A 22,139-nucleotide genomic window follows, 5' to 3' on the forward strand; every position below is an offset into this window, starting at 1 on the left:
CTACCGGCTGAATCAGACACTCAATTGGATATCAAACAACTTATCTATCTCTGTAACCTCGAGCGTGAACGGCATTTTGGCAGGGCGGCGGAAGCCAGCTTTGTCAGCCAGCCGACGCTGTCGATGCGTCTCAAGAACCTCGAAAAAGAACTCGACCTTAATCTGATCAATCGCGGTAATAACTTTGAGGGGTTTACCGCTGAAGGGCTGCGCGTCCTCAGCTGGGCGCGTGAAATCGTCGCCGTCTATGAAGGCCTGAAACTGGAAGTTGAATCGCTGAAACAGGGCATGAGCGGCACCTTGCGTATCGGCGTCATGCCGCAATGCAGCGTGTCACTGGCGCAACTGATCAAAGCTGTCAGCGAAGCGCATCCGGGGCTGGATTACCGTGTTTCGGAAGTCAGCGCCGATCAGCTGATTGAAGCGCTGAGCAGTCATTCGGTAGATGTGGGGATCGGTTTCTTTGAGTTCTCGACGCTAAATGAGCTGCGTTTCCAGCTGGTGCCGCTCGACGATGGCGGTGTTGACGTGGTGTATCACCCGGACCATTTCCCGCAGTTGCAGGACATTGAACTGATGACTGCCGAACAGGCGATTGCATTGCCGTTATGTCTGTCTGAACCGAGCCGTTATTTCCGGCGTTATCTGGATAATTTCTTCCGCCAGTCCGGGCTGGAATTGCATCCGACGCTGGAAAGTACCTCTATTTTCCAGCTGATGCAGGGCGTTTTTGTCGGTATCGGCTGCGCGCTGGTACCGCGCGGGCATCTGATTGATGAAATGCATCCTGCGCTGAAACGTTGTCCGCTGGATATCACCCCGATGAGCCGCCACGCCGCGCTGGTGGTCGCCGAAGGGGGAAGAGCAACGCCGCTGGCGCAGCATTTCTTCACCGCAGCGGGTGCCTGGCTGGCGCAGCAGCAAATGCAGAAGTCCGCGAAATAAACATTTCCGGCCGTTTCTCTCCGGTATTCCTATTGATGTCATGAAACTTTAAGCCCAAGATTTGCCGCAATACTTATGTGAAATGGATGGAGTAAGACATGAAAACTTTGAAAGCGGTTATTCTGGCGATGGCCTCTGCGGGAATTTTACTTTCTGCAGGCGCACAGGCCTCAAATAATCTTCTGGGACAACTGCAGCAGGCTGCCAGCGACGGACTGAATGGCACCAGCAAAACCGGTTCAACGGGTACCACCTCTTCGCTGACATCCCTGCTCAGCGGCGGCGACAGCGCCCTGACCTCGACCAGCGCATCCAACGCGGCGGGTGTGTTGCAATACTGCGTGAAAAATAATGTGCTTTCCAAAGCCAGCACTGAAAACGTGAAAGACCAGTTGCTGAACAAACTGGGGATCCAGAGTGCTTCCGGCGCAGAAAGTCAGGATTATCAGCAAGGGCTGGGCGGTTTACTGAAAACCGGTAAAGATCAGAGTGTGGATCTGAACAATCTCGGCAGCGGCCTGACGCAGGTAAAAGAGAAAGTAAAAACTAAAGCGTGTGATGTGGTGCTGAAGCAGGCGAAATCATTTATTTGATTTTGACTTTCTCCTCCCCCTGCGAAGGGGGAGGTCGGGAGGGGGTTTAGCAGATAAAATAGCAGTCAAAGCAAACTTTAACTCTTTGATTTTTATTTAATACCCCACCCCAACCCTCCCCTTCGCAGGGGAGGGAGCAGACCGAGTTGCCAATCCATATTTTTAAAAGATAAATTCCTTCTGCTTTTTGAATTTAAGATCCTGCGGGCGATTCAGAAAGCTTGCTGAATGAGAGGTTGCAGACCATAGGCTGCAATCCCGAAACGAAGGAACCGCGCAGCGGCAAGATTTCCAGCCTGTCGCTGTGGTTGCTGAAACATAGCCAGCGCGCGGATCACGTGTTTGAAAAAGCGAGGGGAGTTCAGAGGGGAAAAGCCTTTCCCCTCTGGTCGGTTTCGGCACGAAAGGCCATGTGATAACCGTAATTGAAAAACCGAAATTTACTCAATTCTATTTAAAGCTTTTAAAGCCATTTAAAGGGATTCAAAGGGAAGCCCTTTCACTCCGCATAAACCTTCTCTTTACTCTCACACAAATCTTCAATCAGACAACTCCCGCACCGCGGCTTGCGCGCAATACAGGTGTAGCGACCATGCAGGATCAGCCAGTGATGGCAGTCGAGCTTGAACTCGGCGGGCACCACTTTCAGTAATTTCTCTTCGACGTCATCGACAGTTTTCCCCGGTGCAAACTTCGTCCGGTTGCAGACGCGGAAAATGTGCGTATCGACGGCGATGGTCGGCCAGCCAAAAGCGGTGTTCAGTACCACGTTGGCGGTTTTACGGCCTACGCCCGGCAGGGCTTCCAGAGCAGCGCGATCTTCCGGCACTTCGCCGTTGTGCTTTTCCAGCAGGATACGACAGGTTTTGATCACGTTTTCGGCTTTAGCATTAAACAGGCCGATGGTCTTGATGTATTCCTTCACGCCGTCCACGCCAAGCGCCAGAACGGATGCAGGGGTGTTGGCGACCGGATATAACTTTGCTGTCGCCTTATTTACGCTGACATCCGTGGCTTGCGCGGAAAGCAGAACCGAAATCAGCAGCTCGAACGGGGTGGTGTACACCAGTTCAGTGGTCGGATGCGGGTTGTTATCCCGCAAACGGCTGAGAATTTCGATGCGCTTTTCCTTATTCATGAACACTTCCCTTTGGCAGACTTTCTTCAGCCGCGACATGCTGCACGGCTTTGCGCGCTTTCATGCGCTGATCAATCAGGTATTTGGCGGCCAGCAGCAGGCCGAGGCCGATAAATGCGCCCGGCGGTAACATCGCCAGCAGGAACGGGTTGTCCAGATGCAGCACTTCCACGCGCAGCACTTTCGCCCAGCTGCCGAGCAGCAGATCTGCGCCGTTGAACAACACGCCACTGCCGAGAATTTCACGCATCGAACCAAGCACAAACATCGCACAGGTCGCGCCCAGACCCGTCATGGCACCGTCGAGGGCAGCCAGATGGACAGGGCTGCTGGCCGCGCAGGCTTCGGCGCGTCCGACCACAATACAGTTGGTGACGATCAGCGGGATAAAAATCCCCAGCGCCTGATACAGACCGAACGCGTACGCATTGATCAGCATCTGCACGGTACTCACCACCGAGGCAATAATCAGCACGTAAATCGGGATGCGGATTTCATCTGGGATCCACTTACGAAACGCGGAAATCATGGCGTTGGTACAGGTCAGCACCAGCGTGGTCGCCAGACCTAAACCCAGGGCGTTGGTGGCGGTGGACGTCACGGCCAGCAGCGGACAAAGCCCCAGCAGCTGAACCAGCGAGGAGTTATTGGTCCACAGACCCTGAACGATTATCTTTTTGGCTTCACTCATCACGGGCTCCACAAGGGGTGAGGTGGGAAAGCTGAGACGGTACCGTCCCGATAAATAATGCAGTGCGTTTTACTGAACGCACAACGGCGCGCGGCGTGATCGTCGCACCCGTGAACTGATCAAACATACCGCCATCTTTCTTCACCGCCCAGCGTTCGTCGGTCGGACCGTTAATGGTCTGATTGGCAAAATGTTTGATCCAGTCGGAAATGCGCACTTCGATTTTGTCACCCAGTCCCGGTGTTTCATGCTGTTCCAGCACGCGGGAACCATACACTTTCCCATGAAAATCAGCGGCAACCAGTAACTGAATCGCCCCGGAATAGCCGTCAGGCGCGGTGGTTTCTACCACAGCCGCCACCGGCTGACCATTTTTGCGCGCCAGATACATGCGGTGCGGGGTGGCGGTGCCGAGTGATTCATCGGTGACGTTGTAACATTCATTCTGCATGTCGTTATCGTAGACGCTGGCCGGGATCACCTGATCAAACAGGGATTTTTGCTGTAACAGCGCCTGATGTTCAATCGTCGGTTTGGTCATCAGATTGACCAGCGCTGTCATGCCGGTCATCAGTGCGCCAAAAAAAGCCAGGATCAGGCCGTGGCGTCGCATTGTAGCTAACATAATTCTTCCTCAGCGATGCCCGTAAACACGTGGTTGTGTGTAGTGATCAATCAATGGCACGGTGATATTCGCCAGTAAAACCGCAAAAGCGATGCCATCCGGATAACCGCCGTAACTGCGGATAAGCCATACCAGCAAACCAATCAGCGCACCAAAAATCAGGCGGCCTTTCGGCGTGGTAGATGCCGTAACCGGGTCGGTCGCGATAAAGAACGCGCCCAGCATGGTCGCACCGGAGAACAGCCCGACCAGCGGCGAGGAATAGCTTTCTGGTGCCAGACCCCACGCGATACCCGCGCAGAAGGCCAGCATACCCAGCATGGCAACCGGAATGTGCCAGCTGATGATTTTGCGCCACATCAGGAACAGGCCACCGGCCAGGAAGCCGAGGTTAATCCACTGCCAGCCCAGACCGGCCAGCGTGCCGCTGAACAGCGGGGTTCCGAGGATCTGATCGGCTGTATGACCGGAACGCAGACCGGTTTTAAACGCATCCAGCGGTGTCGCCTGCGTGACGCCATCAACGTTCATATTCAGCTGATACGCGGTCAGATCCTGACTGTTATGCCCTGTGAAAATGGTCAGCAGCGTGTCGGTGAATCCGACGTGATGATGCTGTAAAACATCCGGCGGCAGCCAGGTGGTCATCTGCACCGGGAACGAAATCAGCAAAACAACGTAACCTACCATGGCCGGGTTAAACGGATTCTGACCCAGACCGCCATAAAGCTGTTTGGCAATGATGATGGCGAAAATCGTGCCGAGAACCACCATCCACCACGGACCCAGCGGCGGCAGGCTGACGCCCAGCAAAACCGCAGTCAGCAGGGCGCTGTTATCGCCCAGACGTTTTTTTACCGGCTGTTTGCGCAGCTGTAAAACCGCGCCTTCCGCCAGCAGGGCAATCACGATAGCCAGCGTCAGCTGAACCAGCGTGCCGTAGCCAAAAAACCAGACCTGAGCGATCAGGCCGGGAATACACGCCAGAATTACCATCATCATGATGGTGCTGGTGTTCTGGCGGTTATGCGTAAAAGGTGAACTTGCGATCCTGAAGGCCATTTATTCCTCGTTCGACATTGTCTGAGCGGCTTTACGGGCCTTAACTCGTGCGATCGCAGCAGCCACAGCGGCTTTGCGTGGATCGCTTTCTTGTTGTGATGTTTCTTTTTCTTCCGGTTCAGCGTCCTGCGCTTCACTCAGTGCAGCAGCTTTTTTTGCTTTAGCACGGGCAATCGCCGCGGCAACAGCGGCCTTGCGTTTATCGTCTGCGGAGGGCTCGGCAGGTGACGCTGTCACGTTTTCTTCGCCATTTGCAGGTTGTGCCGCAGCGGCCTTTTTGGCTTTCACACGGGCAATGGCCGCGGCGACAGCGGCTTTGCGATCATCCTCTGCCGGCGCCTGCGGGGCAACGGCCAGTTCGCTTTCTTTCGCTTCGACCACAACGCCGCTGTTGCCGGCTTTCTTCGCTTTCACACGGGCGATAGCCGCAGCCACGGCGGCTTTGCGGTCGTCTTCCGCAGAAGGCGGAGTCTCAGGCACCGGCTCAGAAGCCACCGGGATTTCCTGCTCAGCGGCGGCTTTTTTCGCTTTCGCACGAGCAATAGCCGCAGCAAGCGCCGCTTTACGCGGATCGGCTTCGGCAGGCTGCTGTGCCGCTGTTTCAGCAGATGGCGCTTCTGTTGCCGGTGCTTCGTCCAGTTTCACTGCCGCTTTCTGGTGTTTCTCTTCACGCGCTAACTTCTCGCGTTCCATGCGCGCCTGTTTGGCTTCAAAACGTGCCTTGGCTTCGGTGGCGCGGGCAGTCTCTGCATCGATGGCGCGGATTTCGGCCTTTTCCTGACGGTAATACTGCACCAGCGGAATATTGCTCGGGCAGACGTACGCACAGGCACCGCATTCGATACAGTCGAAGAGATTATGCTTACGCGCTTTCTCGTGTTCTTCGCCTTTGCTGAACCAGTAAAGCTGTTGCGGCAGTAAACCGGCCGGACAGGATTCGGCGCAAAGGCTGCAGCGGATACAGGCTTCTTCCGGTTCCGGTTCACCCAGTTCGGATTGAGACGGTGCCAGCAGACAGTTGGAAATTTTGACCACCGGGACATTCAGCGATGGCAGGGTAAAGCCCATCAGCGGGCCGCCCATAATCACCATCTTTTTGTCGCCCTGCGGCTGCAATGCGCCTTCACGCATCAGATGTTCAATCGGTGTGCCCAGACGCGCCCAGACGTTGCCGGGTTTTGCCATCGCTTCGCCGGTCAGCGTGACCACGCGTTCTATCAGTGGTTCGCCGTCGATAATCGCGCGTTTGATAGCAAATACGGTGCCGACGTTTTGCATCAGCACGCCGATGGACGACGAGTGATGGCCTTTCGGCACTTCAAGGCCGGTCAGGATTTTGGTCAGCTGTTTGGCACCACCGGAAGGGTATTTGGTTGGGATTACCCGCAGTTCAATGCGCACACCTTCAGCCTGTTCAGCTTTGATAGCGTGTTTAAAGGCGGTAATGGCTTCCGGTTTATTGTCTTCGATACCGATCAGCACGCGTTCCGGTTGCAGCATGTGGCACAGAATACGCGTCCCTTCGAGGATTTCCGCTGCGTGCTCCTGCATCAGCCGGTCATCGGCGGTGATGTAAGGTTCGCATTCGGCAGCATTGAGAATAAGCGTGCGGGTAGACGTCAGGCCGCCTGCCAGTTTGCTGGCGGTCGGGAAACCTGCGCCGCCCAGTCCGGCGATACCGGCCTGACTGATGCGCTGATTCAGTTCATCGGCAGAAAGCTGGCGATAATCGGCAATGAATTCACGCTCGCACCAGGTGTCCTGGCCGTCGGCTTCAATCAGCACACACAGTTCTTTCAGGCCGGAAGGATGCGCGGTGATATGCGGCTCGATGGCGGTGATTACGCCGGATGTCGGCGCATGAACCGGCACGGTGCGGCCACGACCTGTGGTCAGCGGCTGACCTTTTAATACGCGGTCGCCAGCTTTCACGCACAGCTCGCCTTCTGGGCCAAGGTGTTGCTGAAGAGGAATGATAAAGCGCTCAGGCAGCGGCACGTTGCGCAGCGGAACGTGGCTCGACTGATTCTTCATTTCCGGCGGATGAATACCGCCGTCGAAGTCCCAGACTTTGTCTTTTTTGAGCGCGGCAAACAGATTAAACATGTTACTCCGCATGGATGACCTGAACCGGAATGGACTGTAAATCCCATTTCCAGTTTGCGGTGGTGGTTTTTATTGGCAGCATTTCGATGCAGTCCGTCGGGCACGGTGCGACGCACAGGTCACAGCCGGTGCATAAATCGGTAATCACGGTATGCACGGCGCGGGTGGCACCGACAATGGCATCAACCGGACAAGCCTGAATGCACTTGGTGCAGCCGATACAGTTGCTCTCGTCGATGTAGGCGACTTTGCGTACTGGTACTGCCGCAGCGGCGTCTTCGCCCATTGGCTGCGGTTCGACGTTAAGCAGGGTCGCCAGTTTGAGCATCACCGCTTCGCCGCCCGGCACACATTTATTGATGCTGTCGCCATTGGCAACCGCTTCAGCGTAAGGCTTACAGCCGGGATATCCACATTGCGCGCACTGGCTTTGTGGCAGGATCTCATCGATCTGATCGACAACCGGATTGCCTTCGACCGCAAAACGACGCGAGGCGTAGCCCAGCAGCAGGCCAAAAACCAGCGCCAGAGCGGTCAGCGCGCCAATCGCTTCCCATAATTCAAACATTAGAATTTCACCAGACCTGTGAAGCCCATAAAGGCTAATGACATCAGGCCAGCCGTGACCAGCGCAATCGAAGAACCTTTGAACGGAGCAGGGACGTCAGCCACCACCAGACGTTCACGAATGGCGGCGAACAGCACCATCACCAGCGAGAAACCGAGCGATGCGGCAAATCCGTACAGCGCGGACTGCATAAAGTTGAACTGCTGGTTGATGTTCAGCAGCGCCACGCCGAGCACGGCGCAGTTGGTAGTAATCAGCGGCAGGAAGATACCCAGCAGGCGATACAGTGACGGACTGGTTTTACGCACCACCATTTCGGTGAACTGCACCACAACTGCGATCACCAGAATAAAGGCCATGGTGCGCAGATACACCAGTCCCAGCGGCATCAGTATGAAAGTGTTGACGATCCACGAGCAGATATTCGACAGGGTGATGACGAACGTGGTCGCCAGCCCCATACCAATAGCGGATTCCAGTTTCTTGGAAACGCCCATAAATGGGCACAGGCCAAGAAACTTAACCAGTACGAAGTTATTTACCAGCACAGTGCCGACAAAAAGTAATAAATAAGAGGTCATGACAATTGCCCGGACATAATAAACATTAAAAACCTCAGGGTTATTCCGTGAAGGTTTCTTTTACCCGCAATGAGCGCTTGAAATAAGGCACAAAGACGGCGGCGGCCAATAAAGGTAACAATAAGTTACGCACGGCCAAATCATCAGTAACTGGCGAGAATGCAAAGGCTTTTACCGCCAGAAGCACCGTACATAATAACCAGATAATATACATTTTCGGTAAGGCTCTTGCGCGCTTACAGAATTGCCACAATACCGCGACGGTAAATGCCCCCATCGCCAGCGTGGTCACCACGGAGAAATACCATTGCAGGGTAAATGCCTGCGAGTTGGTGAATAAGTATTCACGCGATTCCGGCACAAATAATGCCATTGAAAACAAAAATAGCATTAATACGACGCTCAGCAGCGTCACAATCAGATACGCCATCGGGGCCAGTAACCACCCGCCAATACGTTTATAGCCCGGATTATTCGACATAAAAGCTTTTCTCACGCTGGTTTCGCCATCAAATCAGCACGGGGAGAGTTCCCCGACCTTCAAGGCGCAGTAGCTTAACCCGTGAGAGGCATTCTCGTTATCGTATTTATGTGATCAATACCTTAATCCTTCACGCCGTCTCTGCGTTGGCTGTCTTCACTCACCCCGGTCACATACTTTTGTATGCTCCCGGGGACTTACTCAGTTGCCGCCTTGATACAGCCTGAATGTTTCAGGTATTAAAATCGGGGAGGTTTAATGCACCGGCACCAGAATTTCGGTGGCGACGATCACCACGATCAGACCGACCAGCACGGGAACGGAGGTACGTTTAACCACTTCGAAAGGCGAGATTTTTGCCATACCGGCCACGGCTACCACGACGCCGGAAACCGGAGAAATAGTGCGGCCGAGGTTAGACGCCTGCAACATCGGGATGACCAGGTATTCCGGGTTAATGCCCATTTTTGCCGCCAGTTTCGGGATGAGTTCGACGAACGCATAGAACGAGGCATTACCGGAACCGGTTGTCATGGCGGCAAGCACGGTGATCACCACCAGAACCAGCATCATCACAATGCTGCCTGAACCAAAGTTTTGCGCCAGTCCGATCAGGCTGCTGATGAATCCGACGGTGCTCAGTCCTTGCGCGAATACGCCGGCCGCGACCAGCAGCATCACCACGTTGGCGAAGGCATCCGCCATGCCGCGATAAGCGACGTCCAGACCGGCGAAGACGGCTTTGCCGTTACGGTTACGCAGCGTTTCTATAATGGCGGTCAGCAACATACAAATCACCAGGATGGTGATGATATGCAGATTCGGGCCCCATTTACCGTCGAAAATCAGCACACCGATAATCGGCGTGAAAGGCAAAATGGCGTAGAAAGCGGGGGCATTCGTTTCGACCACATCGTCTGCATTGGAATCAACGGCATCCAGCTGCGTGGTGGTATCGCGTTTATCCAGATAACGTTGCCAGAAGAAGTGCGCGACCGCCATTGCCACAATGGCCGCTATGGAAATCGGCAGGGTGACTTTAAAGGCGAAATCCACCAGCGGCATATTCGCGGCCTGCGCGGCCAGCACGACATCACCTGAAGTCGGAGAAAGAATAATCGCCGCAGGGGAAGCACAAATCGCCGCCGCCGCACCGCGACTGATGCCGACGTTAACCATAATCGGGAACAGGGTAGCCATCAGCAACACGCCCAGACCGGTCGCCGAAGACACTGCCAGAGACATCAGGCACGCCAGAATATAAGCCGCAACCATCAAAATGTAAGGCGAGTTGATCATCTGTAACGGACGCGACGCCAGCTTAACTACCACATCATTGGCGCCGATATGGGTCATATAGGCCGCGAAACCGCACAGCATCATGATCATCATGCCGAGATCGCCACCACGGCTCATCAGCAGAATTTTGACGTACTCGACGATATCCGTCGCGTTCCAGCCGGTACTCTTAGTGCCTTCCGGCAGGATACTGTGACCCATGATTGCGCTGATAATCAGCAGCAACAAACCACCGACCATCAGGACGCCGGTGGGCGAATAGCCTTTGATGATATAGCGCCCGACAAACACGGCGACCACCAGTCCGATCAGTAATTCCAGCATGATTGTATTCCCCGAGATTAAATGTGGATCCAAGTGAAAGGCGGGAACTTTGCCGAAATAACGGTACGGGCGTAATGACGCTCATCAATTATGGGTGATGAAAGGCGGGGGGATATTTAAATTTGTGATGATTGATGGGGATCACGGGGGCGTACCAAACAATCTTCAACTTCAACTTCAACTTCAACTTCAACTTCAAGTTCAAGACCGTGGGCGTCGGCCCACACCGACTTGGGGGCGGCCTGTCGCCGCCACCCCCCAAGACCCCCCGGGCTCTTAACTGCGCGCTGTCGCAGGTACGACGGACATGTTCCGGCGCATTGGTGAGTGGCGCAAAATGTCATCGCTGCACGATTCCCGAATTTCAGGCTTCGAGCCATAGGTCTCGAACCGTTCATTCGGTGCCATTTTTGATCACGCCAGTCAACCTTTTTAAAAGATGAAAAACAGTCTGCCGTTGAATTTAAGATCGTGCGGGCGTTTCAGAAAGCTTGCTGAATGAGAGGTTGCAGACCCAAGGCTGCAATCCCGAAATGAAGGAACCGCGCAGCGGCAAGATTTCCAGCCTGTCACTGCGATACCTGAAACATAGCCAGCGAGCGGTAGCGCGCAGTGAAAGAGCCGGAGATTCCTAAGAGGCGCGGCGATAGGCGCCTCTTAGGGCCAGTTTGGGTGGCAACCCAAGGTGTTGACCTAGACCTAGATCTTAAGGCCAGTTCGGATGGCTAACCCAAAATCAAAGCTTCGGGATTTCCCGATAAAACCCGACTCCGATGAGGCGTCCAAAAAGGAATGGTATAAATTTCCGCCCGCGCAGCCACATTTCCAGCCGTGAAGGGGCGCGCTTCCTTTGTTTCTGTCCTGCTTTACTGATCATAATCTGTAAAGCCTGCGTCGCCCACGTCGGGAACGTCCGGCGGCGCTGGATGCGCTTCAAATGCCGCAGCGTAAGACGTCCGGCTTTCAGCGGTTCCGTAATGATATTCGCCGTCGCAACCGCATCCTGAATCGCCAGATTCACCCCGACGCCGCCAATCGGTGACATCGCATGGGCTGCGTCGCCGATGCACAATAGCCCCGGTTTTGACCACTCTTTCAGGCGGTCGATGCGGATCACCAGCAGGCGGACGTCGTCCCAGCTGAGAATATCGTCGGCTAAACGCGGGCGCTCAAATGGTGACACTTCCGCCAGCAGGTCGAGAAAAGGCGCGATGCCTTGTGCTTTGAGTCCATCCAGGCTGTCTTTCGGGATCGAATAACCGCACTGCCAGTAATCGCCGCGGTCGATCATGATGAAGTTTTTCTTCGGGCCACGATGTCCCATCGACCACTGCGGATCGTCTGGGCGCTTGTTGATTTTCAGCCACAGCACGTCACGCGGTGCACCATAACGGCGGATTTCCATCCCGGCCTGTTCACGCACGATGGAATTACGGCCATCACAACCCACCACTAAATCAGCGTCGAAATGCTGCGTTTCGCCGTTCACTTCTGCAAGAACACCGGAAACCTGACATTTATCTTCCCGCAACGACAGCACCTGCGCGTTGTGGATCAGATGAAAGTTCGGCAGTTGTGCGGCCTTGCTTGCGATGAAATTAAGGAAATCCCACTGCGGCATAAACGCGATGAATTTGCACTGCGTGGGTAAATGGCTGAAATCTGCCAGCGTGGTTTCTTTGCCATTGATTTCGCCGTACAGCTTTTCCGCACGCTGATGCGGCAGGGCGAGGAATTCATCAAGAAATCCCAGTTGCCAGATGATGTCGAGCGTTGAAGGATGGATGGTGTCGCCACGAAAATCACGCAAAAAGTCGCTGTGTTTTTCCAGCACGGTGACGTCAATTCCCTTACGTGCCAGAAGATATCCCAGCATTAATCCTGCGGGACCGCCGCCGACGATGCAGCAGGACGCTGCTGCGGACTTTGTATTCGGTGCCATTACAACCTGCCTGACGGTATGAATTTACATGATAACAATTATCATTTGCGCCGATGTGCGTCAATTCCTCCCGTGCTACATCACAGAACATTTCCTGCCCAGCGTTGTAACAAAGCTTTTTTTGCCAGAGCCGTGGCAATGGGGCGGCTTTTAAATTCCACTTCAACTTCAACTTCAACTTCAACTTCAAGTTCAAGGTCAACACCGTGGGCGTCGGCCCACACCGACCAGAGACCCGGTAACGCGCGGGCCTCTGGACTCCGCGCTTTTTTCACTGCGCGCTGTCGCGGGTATGACGGACATGTTCTGGTGCATTGGTGAGTGGCGCAAAATGTCATCGCTACGCGATTCCCGAATTTCAGGTTTCGAGCCATAGGTCTCGAACCGTTCATTCGGTGCCATTTTTGAGCACGCCAATCCACTTTTCTAAAAGATAAACATCAGTTTGATGTTGAATTTAAGATCGTGCGGGCGATTCAGAAATCTTGCTGAACGGAGCGGCCTGGAGACCAGAGGCTCCAGGACCGAGTGAAGGAACCGCAAAGCGGCAAGATTTCCAGCCTGTCACAGTGGTCCCTGAAACATGGCCAGCGAGCGGAGCGCGCAGTAAAAGAGCCGGAGATTCCTAAGAGGCGCGGCGATAGGCGCCTCTTAGGGCCAGTTTGGGTGGCAACCCAAGGTGTTGACCTTAGGGCCAGTTTGGGTGGCAACCCAAGGTGTTGACCTTAGGGCCAGTTTGGGTGGCAACCCAAGGTGTTGACCTTTGGGCCAGTTTGGACGGCGAGCCCAAGGTATTGATTTTGATTTTGAAGTCGAAGTGGATTTAAAAACCGCCCCTTTGCAGCGGCCTCTGCACACAAAATGGCATTAAGCGGCTTTTGCCTCAGAAAGCCGCATCAACCGGAACCCAACACCCACGCCAACAATCAGCATCAGACTGATAAACCCGGTAATCCCGTACCATCCGTACGCATGCCAGAAGAAGCCGCCCAGCGTCCCGGCGACGCTCGATCCCGCGTAGTAGCTGAACAGATATAAAGACGAAGCCTGACCTTTAGCACGGCGCGCACGACGGCCAATCCAGCCGCTGGCCACAGAGTGCGCAGCGAAGAACCCGCCGGTGACCAGGATCATGCCGATGAAAATCAGCCATACCGGCGAAAAAGCGGTGATCAAAATTCCCAGCAGCATGATGGCTGTCGAGCCGATCAGAACAGGGCCGCGGCCATAGACGCCGGTCAGTACGCCTGCCTTGGGCGAACTGTAAGTCCCCATCAGATAGACGATGGAAAGTATCCCGACAATGGCCTGGCTCAGGTTATAAGGCGATGAAAGCAGACGATAACCGATGTAGTTGAACATGGTCACGAAACTGCCCATCAGCAGGAAACCTTCGGCGAAAAGTAACGGTAAACCGCTGTCACGCCAGTGCAGCTTGAAGTTGATCAGCAGTTTGCGGGGCTTGAGCGAGCTGGCGCGAAAATGCTTAGAAGGCGGCAGAATGCGCCAGAACATAATCGCGGCGGCGAGGGCGAAGAAACCGACGACCGCGACGGCGATACGCCATGAAAAGAAATCGGTCAGCACGCCGCTGACTAAACGGCCACTCATGCCGCCGATCGAGTTCCCGCTGATGTATAAACCCATCGAGAAGGCGACTACGCTCGGGTGGATTTCCTCACTCAGATAAGTCATTGCTACCGCTGCCACGCCGCTGAGCGATAAACCGATCAGCGCGCGCATGATGAGAATGCCGTCCCAGCTCTGCATAAAGGAACAAACCAGCGTGCAGCCTGCGGCGAGCAGTAACGCCACCACCATCACCGATTTTCGCCCGACGGCGTCAGAAACCGGCCCGGTAAACAACAGCCCAATTGCCATCAGACCGGTCGATAACGACAGCGACAGGCTGCTGGTGGCCGGTGATACGCCGAAATCATGAGACAACACCGGCAAAATCGGCTGCACGCAATACAGCAACGCAAATGTCGCCAGACCCGCAGAAAACAGAGCCAGCGTAACGCGGATAAATTGCGGCGTACCACGTTTGATAAAAGGAGTTTTCAGACCGGAGCGGGCGACAGGCGAGTCAGGATTTAATTCGTCGTCATTAACAGAATCTTGAGCAGGTGCAGCGGAAATCCGCCGGGAGGTTTTCACTGGAAATCCTTAATACGATGGGCTGTAAAACTAAATTTTAAAATGTATGAAAATTTTAACAGTAGTCGTTGTATTGTCTAATATATTAATCAATCGAAAACGATATGTTTAAAGTATCAATCAGGAACAACCGGACATCGTTATGAGTCACATTGAGCTGCGTCATTTACGTTATTTCATCGCGGTTGCGGATGAACTGCATTTTGGCCGGGCGGCGGAGCGTTTGCATATTTCCCAGCCGCCGCTGAGCCAGCAAATTCAGGCGCTGGAAGCGCATGTCGGCGCGGCACTGTTTTATCGCAGTAACCGCACCGTGCGGCTGACGCAGGCGGGTCAGGTGTTTCTGTCAGAAGCGCGTCAGATTTTACAACGTGTGGATGAGGCCTCGGCGCAGGCGGCGCGTATTCACCGCGGGGAATCCGGGAATCTGACACTCGGGCTGACGTCTTCGGCGCCGTTTTTACGCCGGGTTTCAAGTACGTTGCATCGGTTTCGCCTGACGTATCCTGACGTGAATATCCGCATCGAACAGCTCAACAGCAAACAGCAAATCGAACCGCTGCTGGAAGGAAAACTGGATCTGGGGATGATGCGCAACGGCGAGCTGCCGCCGGAACTGGAACATCATCTGGTACTGACTGAACCCCTGATTGCGGTAGTCCATAAAGACCATCCGCTTAATGCGCTGGCCGAGGGCGAACTGACGTTTCAGCATCTGGCCGATCAGCCATTTGTGTTCTTCTCTAAAGATGTCGGTACATCGCTGTACGACGATATTCTCGGGCAGTTGAAAGCGCAGGGCATTACGCCGTTTATCACCCAGGAAGTCGGGGAACCACTGACGATCATCGGGCTGGTGGCGGCAGGGCTGGGCGTATCGATTTTACCGGCGTCTTATTTGCGGATTCAGGTGGAAGGCGTGCGCTATCTGCGCTTCGGCAATTTGCATGGCACGACGCAATTATGGCTGGTGAATCATGCGACTCGTCCTCTTACGGCGGCGACCCGCGCGTTTATGGCATTGTTGCTCCACGATGACTGACGGATTTCTTATTGAGAACATGCTGTTTTTCCAGTCAATTCTGAGGGTGTTTTCACGCAATTTGTGCACCAAATCACATAACGAATCAAATAGTTGACGACATATAACAAAAACTCCAACATACCCCTAATCTTTATTTTGAAGCGCGAAAATAACAGGAGCTCCTTGAGTGATCCCCGACGGGCAACCAGGACATATCGACCAGATTAAACAAACCAATGTCGGTGCTGTGTACCGCCTGATAGATCAGTTTGGTCCCATTTCGCGTATCGAGCTTTCGAAAAAAGCACAGCTGGCTCCGGCCAGTATCACCAAGATTGTCCGCGAGTTGTTACAGGCTCATCTGGTGCTGGAAACGGAGTTTCAGGATCCCGGCAGTCGCGGGCGTCCGGCCATTGGTCTGGCGCTGGATACGCAGGCCTGGCACTACCTTTCTGCCCGTATCAGTCCCGGAACCGTGACCTTAGGTTTGCGGGATTTGAGCAGTAAACTGGTAGTGGAAGAAGTGCTGCCATTGCCGGTTCAGGCTCCGGAACCGCTGCTCAAACGTATTATCTCTGAAATCGATCAGTTCTTTATCCGTCATCAGCGCAAACTCGAACGCCTTACCGCCATCGCCATTACCCTGCCGGGGATGATAGATGCACGCAGGGGCATTGTTCACCGTATGCCGTTTTACCATGACGTGTTTGATATGCCGCTTGGCGACACGCTTTCCGTACATACCGGTCTGCCGGTTTATGTGCAGCACGATATCGGTGCGTGGACGCTGGCGGAGTCGCTTTATGGCGCCTCCCGTGGCTGTAAAAACGTCGTTCAGGTAGTGATTGATCACAATGTCGGTGTGGGCGTTATCACCAGCGGACGCGTTCTGCATGCGGGTAGCAGCAGTGTGGCGGAAATTGGTCATACGCAGGTGGATCCTTACGGCAGGCGGTGTTATTGCGGCAATCATGGGTGTCTGGAGACGGTGGCCAGCACGGACAGTATTCTCGAACTTGTACGTCAGCGTCTGACGGTACCGGTTCCAGCCAGCTTACTGCATGGGGTTTCGCTGACCATTGAGGCCGTATGCGACGCCGCTAACCGTGGCGATCAACTGGCGCGCGATGTGATTATCAGTGTCGGTCAGAGCGTAGGGCGAATTCTCGCGATCATGGTGAATCTGTTTAATCCGGAAAAAGTGCTGATCGGCTCGCCGCTTAATTTATCTCAGGATATTCTCCATCCCGCGATAATGTCCTGTATTCAGCAGCAGTCACTTCCTGCATATAGCGAGAATATCAAACTCGAATCGACGCAATTCTATAATCAGGGAACTATGCCCGGTGCGGCATTAGTCAAAGACGCGTTATACAGCGGCTCCCTGATAATAAAATTACTGCAAGGCTAAGTTTTATATAACGTTAGGTTGTTTATCTTAATAAAATAGCTATAAGCCTTCCGGCATTTTTGCTCACCGAGTCGACAAAACATTGCGCTAACGCAAACTGCTCTCATCTCGCATCGCCTAGACTTTCTGTCGATACTTTGTCTCTGGTGGTGTTTTCTTACCGGCGACTATCTTTCAATAAGACGGAGAGATCCCGGAGCCTGAATTCCATGTTAACGCACTTTTTCGTCACGGGTACGGACGCCCGTGTAGGTAAAACCATTGTCACACGTGCCTTGCTTCAGGCCTTAGCCGCGCAGGACCGCTGCGTTTTAGGCTATAAACCTATTGCAACAGGCAGCCAGGAGTTGGCCGACGGGGTTCGAAATAAAGATGCGGTAACTCTCCAGCAGTCATCTTCTATTTCTTATCCTTTTAATAAAATAACCCCTCTGGCGTTGGCGGATGAAGATATTTATGCCAGCCAGATCCCCGGGAATGTGTTTGAAATAATGACCAATGGTCTTAATTTCATGCGTGAAGAGGCGGATTCAGTGGTTGTTGAAGGATGTGATGGCTGGAGAACATTGATTACTCCGCATCTTTTTTATTCTGACTGGGTACGCCAGCAAAATATGCCGGTGGTATTAGTGGTCGGTATTCAGGAAGGTTGCGTCAGCCATGCATTATTAACAGCGCAGGCAATTATTGCTGATGGTTTACCGTTGATTGGCTGGGTGGCAAATCGCATTAATCCGTGCCTGGCTCACTATCAGGAAACGATTGACGCGATAAGCGCCAATATTTCAGCACCGCTTCTGGGGGAAATTCCGTATTTACCCCGCGCTGAAAGCCGCGATATGGCCAGGTATATCGACCTGTCCAGCTTCAATCTCAAAACAATGACCCACGCCTGACGGTGACGTTGTCACAAAATTTTGCCAGTTCGGAGGCTCTGAGTGCAAAACCCGGAGCCTTTTTTACGTCTATAATTTGAAATCTGCCTGAGTGCATTCATCAACACAATTCTTAAGAAAACAAAGAACATGGCCGTCAATCATTCTGAAGTCCAAACATCTGCTGTTAAATCTTCCCACCGTCCGCTGATCCTCATTGCCTGCATGTTGTCGATGTTTATGGCCGCGGTAGAAGTGACCATTGTCGCGACCGCGATGCCGACCATCATCGGCGATCTCGGTGGTTTTTCACTGCTTGGCTGGGTATTCGCCGTCTATCTTCTGACGCAGGCGATTACGGTGCCCATTTACGGGCGGCTGGCGGATTTGTACGGCTGCCGGAAAATGTTTTTCATCGGCACCACCTTGTTTCTTATTGGTTCGGTTCTGTGCGGCTTCGCGCCGTCGCTGGGCTGGATGATCGGTTTTCGTGCGTTGCAGGGGCTGGGCGCTGGCGCCATTACGCCCATTGCCACGACGCTGATTGCCAATGTCTACGGTCCGCAGGAAAGGGCGAAAGCGCAGGGGTATTTGTCCAGCGTTTGGGGCGTGTCGGCGATAGTCGGCCCGCTGATGGGGGCGTTTATTGTTTCCCATTTTCCGTGGGCGGTGGTGTTTTGGGTGAACGTGCCTATCGGCCTGGTGGCAATGGCGATCCTGATCAAATACCTGCCGCCGGACGGTCAGCGTAAACCGCATCAGCTGGATCTTGCCGGAACCACTTATCTCACGCTCGCCGTCGCTTCCTTATTACTGGCGCTGTTACAGGCCGAAGCTCTGGGCTACTGGGCGCTGGCGTTGCTGGCGTTTGCTGTTGTCAACGGCGGATTACTGGTGCGTCAGGAGCGTAAAACGCCTGAACCGCTGTTCCCGCTGGCGCTGTGGGACAGCAAAGTAATTATTGCCGGTAATGTCGGTGGTCTGATTATCGGCGCGACCATGATGGGGATCAGCGCGTTCCTGCCGACTTACGTTCAGGGCGTTCTCGGCGGAACACCGCTGGAGGCGGGCACCACGCTGGCGCTGATGTCCATCGGCTGGCCGCTGGCAAGCATGTTCAGCAGCCGCATGATGCAGGCAACGTCGTATCGGACCACGGCGGTGACGGGGGGATTGCTGCTGGTGGGCGGAAGTCTGGCGCTTTTATTGCTTTCGCCGTCGTCGGGATTGTGGATGGCGCGCATCGCGGCGTTTTCTATCGGCGCAGGCATGGGGCTTTCTAACACCACATTTATCGTTTCAGTGCAGAACAGCGCAGAACCGGCGATCCGCGGCATTGCTACCGCGTCGACGCTGTTCACGCGGATGCTTGGCTCAGCCATCGGCACGGCGGTATTGGGCGCGACGCTGAATCTTAATCTGGAATACCGGCTGCCGCAGGTGAACGATCCGGTTCAGCAACTGATGGAAAAAGCCACGCGCAGCGCGATGGACGCTGGACAGCTGAATATGCTGACCGACAGCGTGGCCGCTTCGCTGCACTGGGTATTCGTGGTGTCGGCGGTGGTTTCAGTGCTGGCGGTCGCCGCCGGTTTGCTAATCCCGTCTGGCGACCGCCCGCGCCGTGAAGCGCAGCGGGAAAGTTAAGACGTCTGACGCTGCTGTAGCCTGAATGCGATTAACATCAGCGTCAGGCTCAGCAGTACGGCAATCGACGCCATCGCCATCCCGTCGCCCACCGAACCCTGTTCAAACTGCCGCCAGACATACACGGAAACCGTCTGCACACCTGCCGGTGACAGTAACAGCGACGTCACCAGTTCACGCGACGCTACCGCAAATACCATCATCATTGACGCCAGTAAACTCGGGAACACCAGCGGCAGCAGGATCATCCGCAATGCCTGCGCGGCAGTCGCGCCGTGTACCCGTGCCGCCGCATCGAGATTACCGCCAATCTGCTTTAGCGCCGCGCTGACATAACGCACCGGATAAGGCAGCAGCAGACAGCAATATGACAACAGCAGGATCCCCCAGGTGTTATACGGCGTCACGGGCCAGAAACTGCGATTCCAGGCCAGGATCAGCCCGACACCCACCACGATACCCGGCAGCGTTGCCGGAAAAAGCGAAAGTCCGTCAATCAACGCCGCCCCGCGAATTTTGCGTGCCACCACCAGCCATGACGCCAGAAATCCCGTCGCACCGGCGATCAGCGCCGTGCCCAGCGCCAGACTGAGACTGGTCGACAGCGCACCGAGCGCATCGCTATGCGCAGCAAACAGATTGCCAAAGTGCCGTAATGTGAAATTGGAAAGCGTCAGTCCGCCGGAAAGGGTGCCGGAAAATGCCGTCACCAGTGTGGAGACAATCGGCAGCGCCACCGCAATAAACGCCACGACGGTAAATAACGCCATCACCGGCAACGTCCAGCCTGCCAGCGATTTCTGTGTCACATCAGCCGGTTTGCCGGTCATGCTCTCGACATTTTTACCGGCCAGCACCGCGCGTTGTACGCTGTAAGCGCAAAGTGCGATCGCCACCAGCAGCAGCGATAGCACCGCAGCTCCCGGCATATCAATCGGCCAGTCGGCAAGACGCTGTTCGATACCGGTCGTCAGCATCAGAATGCCGCTTCGCGAACCTAACGCGCCGGGCACGCCGTATTCTTCTATCGACAGGGTAAACGCCAGCAGCAGACTGGAGGCCATGGCCGGTAAGGCCATCGGCAACGTGATGCGGATAAATGCCCGCCAGGGGCCTGCGCCATGAATACGCGCCACATCCGCCAGACGGCTGCCGCTGGCGGCCATGCTGCGCGAGACAGCAAAATAGACCACCGGAAAAACGTTGAGCGTCATCACTGCCACCATACCCGGCAGTGAAAACAGAAAATCATTCAGATGCAGCCACGGCAGCAATTGCTGTACGTAACCGTTGGTTTGCAGCGCCAGCATCCACGACAGCGCAGCGATATAAGGCGGTATTAAAAAAGGGATCAGAAAAACCACATCCCACAGAACGGCGCCGGGCAGGGCGAATAATCCGCGCAGCGCGCCCAGAGGCACGCCGATCAGCGCGCTGCATAACGCCACGCCCAGTCCGACTTTCAGCGTGGTGGCAAACAGTGCCTGCAACGAAGGTTCGGCAAAAACGCGGGTAAAAGTGCTGAATGGCGCCGAATAACTGCCGGTATCCAGATGCGGAAAAACCGCCTGCAAGACCACAAATGCCACCGGCACCGCGACCAGTAACAGCAGCGCGATGCCCGTTACGCCCGGTAAAAAAGCGTTTCTATTCATTGATCAAATCTCAGAAGCGGGCTGTTTTAGCGACAGCCCGTGAAAGGATTATTGCTGGCCGAACAGCTTCGCAAAACGCTCGAGAACGTCTTTACGGGATGCTGAAGCCTGTGAGGCTTCTGGCAGCAATTTCAATGTTTTAAACAATGGGCGTTTGGCATCAATGTCCGTGCGTGCTGGCATCAGCCACGCATCGGCGACCAGTTTCTGGCCTTCAGGCGAGAGCGCGTAATCTATGAATGCTTTGGCTTCTTTCTGCTGCTGGCTGGATTTGAGGATCATCATCGGACGCGGCGCGATAACCGTGCCGCTGCTTGGGAAAATCACTTTGACTGATTCGCCGTCCTGCACGCTGCCATAAGACACATAATCCACTGCGCCGAATACCGCGGCTTTTGCCCCCTGCAAGACCGGCGTCAGCGCCTGCGCATTCGGACCAGCGATAATCATGCCGTTGGCTTTCAAATCTTCAAACAGCTTCCAGGCCTGCTGTGCATGCGCATTTTGTAACCCGATCAGCAAATCTAAAGAAGCACCAGAAAGCGACGGATCCGGCGTGGTGACTTTGTCTTTGAATTCCGGTTTGGCTAAATCGCCCCAGTCTTTTGGTTCGGTAGTACCGCTTTTGGTGTTCCACACGATACCCAGCGCGGAAATACCCTGCGCGACGTAATACGGCGTTTTGAATTGTGCCGGAACCTGTTCTGCATTCGGGCTTTGATATTCCAGCAGCCAGCCACGTTGCTCGAGGTCGGTTGCGGTATCCCAGGACGCTGAAATTAAGACGTCCGCGCGCGGATTAGCCTGTTCGGCTTCCAGCCGCGCCATGACTTTGCCGGTTGTTGCCTGGAACACATCGACTTTTACGCCGGTTTGTTTTTCATAGCCTGCTGCCAGTTTTTTTGCCAGTGAACCCGGCCCGGCGGTGTAGAGCGTCAGTGCCTGAGCACTGCCGGCTGCCATTGCGAGAGAAAGAGTCATTGCTGTCATTACGCCTGTTTTGGTACGGGAA

The 22,139-nt window shown here is 54.6% G+C and carries 20 protein-coding genes; 6 read left to right on the top strand and 14 right to left on the bottom strand.

From position 1 onward, the window contains the following. The first annotated feature begins 24 nt into the window (after window positions 1-24). A complete protein-coding gene (locus CKQ54_RS14150; RefSeq protein ID WP_120162886.1) occupies window positions 25-945 on the top strand; it encodes a LysR family transcriptional regulator in 921 nt (306 codons plus the stop codon). 98 nt (window positions 946-1,043) lie between these two features. Further along, on the top strand, window positions 1,044-1,538 hold the full coding sequence (locus CKQ54_RS14155; RefSeq protein ID WP_120162887.1) for a YjjA family protein: 495 nt from the start codon (window positions 1,044-1,046) through the stop codon (window positions 1,536-1,538). Between the two features lie 499 nt (window positions 1,539-2,037). Here the strand turns inward: CKQ54_RS14155 and nth are convergent, their stop codons facing one another. The 12 genes from nth to CKQ54_RS14215 form a co-directional block, all read right to left on the bottom strand. Then, window positions 2,038-2,676, bottom strand: coding sequence for an endonuclease III (gene nth / locus CKQ54_RS14160; protein ID WP_120163992.1), 639 nt, complete (start codon window positions 2,674-2,676; stop codon window positions 2,038-2,040). Beyond that, a complete protein-coding gene (locus CKQ54_RS14165; protein WP_112291522.1) occupies window positions 2,669-3,367 on the bottom strand; it encodes an electron transport complex subunit E in 699 nt (232 codons plus the stop codon). The genes nth and CKQ54_RS14165 overlap by 8 nt, the downstream gene beginning before the upstream one ends. After that, complete coding sequence (rsxG, locus tag CKQ54_RS14170) at window positions 3,360-3,992, bottom strand: electron transport complex subunit RsxG (protein WP_120163993.1); 633 nt, start codon at window positions 3,990-3,992, stop codon at window positions 3,360-3,362. Before rsxG ends, CKQ54_RS14165 begins: the two co-directional genes overlap by 8 nt. A 9-nt stretch (window positions 3,993-4,001) precedes the next feature. Further along, window positions 4,002-5,054, bottom strand: coding sequence for an electron transport complex subunit RsxD (gene rsxD / locus CKQ54_RS14175; protein WP_112291518.1), 1,053 nt, complete (start codon window positions 5,052-5,054; stop codon window positions 4,002-4,004). Next, window positions 5,055-7,160: an electron transport complex subunit RsxC gene (rsxC, locus tag CKQ54_RS14180; protein WP_120163994.1), complete on the bottom strand. Its 2,106-nt coding sequence runs from the start codon at window positions 7,158-7,160 to the stop codon at window positions 5,055-5,057. A gap of 1 nt (window position 7,161) precedes the next feature. Next, window positions 7,162-7,728 carry an electron transport complex subunit RsxB gene (gene rsxB, locus CKQ54_RS14185; RefSeq protein WP_120163995.1) on the bottom strand — a complete coding sequence of 189 codons (567 nt, stop codon included), beginning with the start codon at window positions 7,726-7,728 and terminating at the stop codon, window positions 7,162-7,164. Next, the gene (gene rsxA / locus CKQ54_RS14190) at window positions 7,728-8,309 is read right to left on the bottom strand and encodes an electron transport complex subunit RsxA (protein WP_095922116.1); all 582 of its coding nucleotides are present in this window, start codon (window positions 8,307-8,309) and stop codon (window positions 7,728-7,730) included. The genes rsxB and rsxA overlap by 1 nt, the downstream gene beginning before the upstream one ends. Window positions 8,310-8,349: 40 nt before the next feature. Further along, window positions 8,350-8,790 (bottom strand): DUF2569 domain-containing protein, encoded by a 441-nt coding sequence (locus CKQ54_RS14195; RefSeq protein ID WP_112291513.1) that lies wholly within the window; start codon window positions 8,788-8,790, stop codon window positions 8,350-8,352. Window positions 8,791-9,045: 255 nt separating this feature from the next. After that, window positions 9,046-10,413 carry an anaerobic C4-dicarboxylate transporter DcuC gene (dcuC, locus tag CKQ54_RS14200; protein WP_120163996.1) on the bottom strand — a complete coding sequence of 456 codons (1,368 nt, stop codon included), beginning with the start codon at window positions 10,411-10,413 and terminating at the stop codon, window positions 9,046-9,048. Between the two features lie 736 nt (window positions 10,414-11,149). Beyond that, on the bottom strand, window positions 11,150-12,355 hold the full coding sequence (locus CKQ54_RS14205; RefSeq protein ID WP_120163997.1) for an FAD-dependent oxidoreductase: 1,206 nt from the start codon (window positions 12,353-12,355) through the stop codon (window positions 11,150-11,152). Window positions 12,356-12,435: 80 nt separating this feature from the next. Then, complete coding sequence (locus tag CKQ54_RS25520; RefSeq protein ID WP_167459636.1) at window positions 12,436-12,579, bottom strand: hypothetical protein; 144 nt, start codon at window positions 12,577-12,579, stop codon at window positions 12,436-12,438. Between the two features lie 643 nt (window positions 12,580-13,222). Then, window positions 13,223-14,515, bottom strand: coding sequence for an MFS transporter (locus CKQ54_RS14215; RefSeq protein WP_120163999.1), 1,293 nt, complete (start codon window positions 14,513-14,515; stop codon window positions 13,223-13,225). Window positions 14,516-14,657: 142 nt separating this feature from the next. Between CKQ54_RS14215 and CKQ54_RS14220 the strand changes: the two genes are divergently transcribed. The 4 genes from CKQ54_RS14220 to CKQ54_RS14235 all read left to right on the top strand — a co-directional run bounded on the left by CKQ54_RS14220 (window position 14,658) and on the right by CKQ54_RS14235 (window position 19,472). Further along, a complete protein-coding gene (locus CKQ54_RS14220; RefSeq protein WP_120164000.1) occupies window positions 14,658-15,557 on the top strand; it encodes a LysR family transcriptional regulator in 900 nt (299 codons plus the stop codon). Window positions 15,558-15,726: 169 nt separating this feature from the next. Continuing rightward, entirely contained in the window at window positions 15,727-16,950 is a 1,224-nt protein-coding gene (mlc, locus tag CKQ54_RS14225) for a sugar metabolism global transcriptional regulator Mlc (protein WP_112290476.1), read from the top strand. Between the two features lie 209 nt (window positions 16,951-17,159). Continuing rightward, the gene (gene bioD / locus CKQ54_RS14230) at window positions 17,160-17,846 is read left to right on the top strand and encodes a dethiobiotin synthase (RefSeq protein ID WP_120164001.1); all 687 of its coding nucleotides are present in this window, start codon (window positions 17,160-17,162) and stop codon (window positions 17,844-17,846) included. Between the two features lie 129 nt (window positions 17,847-17,975). After that, window positions 17,976-19,472 carry an MDR family MFS transporter gene (locus tag CKQ54_RS14235; protein ID WP_120164002.1) on the top strand — a complete coding sequence of 499 codons (1,497 nt, stop codon included), beginning with the start codon at window positions 17,976-17,978 and terminating at the stop codon, window positions 19,470-19,472. On the opposite strand, the gene CKQ54_RS14240 is transcribed toward CKQ54_RS14235, so the two are convergent. Both CKQ54_RS14240 and CKQ54_RS14245 read right to left on the bottom strand, forming a co-directional pair. Next, window positions 19,469-21,127, bottom strand: coding sequence for an ABC transporter permease (locus CKQ54_RS14240; protein WP_120164003.1), 1,659 nt, complete (start codon window positions 21,125-21,127; stop codon window positions 19,469-19,471). The two genes, CKQ54_RS14235 and CKQ54_RS14240, sit on opposite strands and share 4 nt — an antisense overlap. A gap of 48 nt (window positions 21,128-21,175) precedes the next feature. Then, window positions 21,176-22,117: an ABC transporter substrate-binding protein gene (locus tag CKQ54_RS14245; protein WP_208644626.1), complete on the bottom strand. Its 942-nt coding sequence runs from the start codon at window positions 22,115-22,117 to the stop codon at window positions 21,176-21,178. Between the last annotated feature and the right edge of the window lie 22 nt (window positions 22,118-22,139).

Source organism: Rahnella variigena (assembly GCF_003610915.1).
GTDB classification, from domain to species: Bacteria; Pseudomonadota; Gammaproteobacteria; order Enterobacterales; family Enterobacteriaceae; genus Rahnella; species Rahnella variigena.